We start from the raw sequence: 1,935 nt of genomic DNA, 5'->3' as shown, positions 1-1,935 counted from the left end.
GCGCTTGGGGCCGGCATCCCAAATCATTGTGGACAGACTGCTATCGGCCACTTGCGGCGAGCACAGGACGCGATGCCCGGCGATGGCCTCGGGGGCCATGACCATCGCCAAAAATGCATGTGCGATGGTGGTCAGGCGCTCGCGTAGGGGCTGGTTGGGGTCGGGCTCGAACAGATTGGTGGGCATGCCTTGTTCGCAATGCGCACGCACGGCCGCAATAAACAAGCCATCCTTGTCGCCAAAGTGGCTATACACGGTGAGTTTGGAGACCCCAGCTTCGGCCGCGATCTGGTCCATGCTGACCCCACTGAACCCGTGCTGGACAAATAGCTTAGACGCGGCCTCCAGAATGGCGGCGCGCTTGGCCATATCCTTGGGGCGGCCCGGAAGGGCTGGCTTGGTGGCAGGTGCGGGGCTGGCCATGATGTCCGGAAGGGGTGGTAATGGCGCACTATACCATACCGACCGGTACATTTAATGGTAATAAGTCTTGTTGCATCAGTTCTCGAGCCGGCAGCGCCTTGATACGGCGCAGCGGCATTCAAGCCGCATGCTGATGCAGCAATTGAACGAAGGCTTGTGCTGCCTTTGATGGCGTGCGCCCACGATGACTGATGCAGCCCAGTTGCCGCGACAACCGCACCCCCGCCACCGGCAACACGCGCACACTTTTATCCAGCATCGATTGCGGCAACACACTCCACGCCAAACCCACCGAGGCCAGCATCTTCAAGGTTTCCATAAAGTTGCTGGTCATCCGCAGTTGCAAGGCCAGTGCGCGTTGTTGAAATGCCGCCGCCACGATGCGATGGGTAAAGGTCTGCGGCTCGGGCAGCACCGCCGGGTGCGCGGCCAAGTCACTCAGGCCCAGTTTTTTACGCAGTGCCAGTGGGTGCGTGGGGGCGGCGACAAAACACAGCGGGTCGTCCCAAATCACGCGGGCTTGCAACGGTGGCGTGGCCGGGCCCAATGTGGTCAGCGCCAATTCGGCGCGTGCGTGCAGCACCTCGTGCCAAGCCTGTTCGGAATCCATGAAGCGCAGCTCCAGTGCCACCTGTGGGTAGCGTGCGCTGAATTTGCGCAACACCGGTGGCAGCCGATGCAAGCCGATATGGTGGCTGCAAATCATGCGCAAACTGCCGCCAATGCCGTGCTCGAGCTCGCGCAGGGCGCGCCGCGCATCGTTGGCATCGCCCAGTAATTGCCGTGCACGCGGCAGCAGCAGTTGGCCGGCTTCGGTGAGTAGCACTTGCCGGCCCACGCGGTCGAACAGGCGGGCATCAAGTTCGGATTCCAACTGCGCAATGCGCTTGCTCACCGCCGGCTGGGTCAGGTGCAGGGCGGCGGCCGCAGCGGAAAACCCGCCGGCATCGGCCACCGCAAGGAATGCAGCAAGATTGGCGAGCTCCATCACTATTCCTAATGGGAATCAATGGGATGAAAAATATCCATTTGAGTGATGAAAGGAAAGCTGCCACTCTGGCACCGACTTGTGCTGCCAAGGTGCACCATGCCCGGCCAAACCCTGTACGACAAACTGTGGAACATGCATGAAGTGGTGCGCCGTGATGATGGCTCGTCGCTGCTCTACATCGACCGCCACATCCTGCATGAAGTGACCTCGCCGCAGGCGTTTGAAGGTCTGCGGCTGGCCGGGCGCAAACCGTGGCGGGTGGCGGCCAATATCGCCACGCCCGACCACAACGTGCCCACCACTCGCGTTGAGCGCGCCGGTGGCTTGGCGGCGATCAGTGATGACGTATCGCGCGTGCAGGTGCAAACCCTGGACGAAAACTGCGCCGATTTCGGCATCCTCGAATTCAAAATGAACGATGTGCGCCAAGGCATCGTGCATGTGGTGGGCCCCGAACAAGGTGCCACCTTGCCCGGTATGACCGTGGTCTGCGGTGATTCGCACACCTCCACGCATGGTGC

At 61.5% G+C, this 1,935-nt stretch carries 3 protein-coding genes; 1 reads left to right on the top strand and 2 read right to left on the bottom strand.

Annotation, left to right across the window (positions count from 1 at the left end; translation table 11 throughout):
* Both PK789_RS06530 and PK789_RS06525 read right to left on the bottom strand, forming a co-directional pair.
* Positions 1 to 423: TetR/AcrR family transcriptional regulator (locus PK789_RS06530; RefSeq protein ID WP_324307863.1), on the bottom strand; the 423-nt coding region annotated here is incomplete at its 3' end.
* A gap of 118 nt (positions 424 to 541) precedes the next feature.
* Positions 542 to 1,411: a LysR family transcriptional regulator gene (locus tag PK789_RS06525; protein ID WP_324307862.1), complete on the bottom strand. Its 870-nt coding sequence runs from the start codon at positions 1,409 to 1,411 to the stop codon at positions 542 to 544.
* A 99-nt stretch (positions 1,412 to 1,510) separates the two neighbouring features.
* Between PK789_RS06525 and PK789_RS06520 the strand changes: the two genes are divergently transcribed.
* Positions 1,511 to 1,935, top strand: a 425-nt coding sequence (locus PK789_RS06520) for an aconitase family protein (RefSeq protein ID WP_324307861.1), incomplete at its 3' end; no start/stop codon positions are given.

It is taken from the genome of Thermomonas sp., assembly GCF_035369645.1.
In the GTDB taxonomy this organism is placed as follows: Bacteria; Pseudomonadota; Gammaproteobacteria; order Xanthomonadales; family Xanthomonadaceae; genus Thermomonas.
The sequence above is the reverse complement of the archived record's forward strand: the minus strand, read 5'-3'. Positions and strand labels throughout refer to the sequence as shown.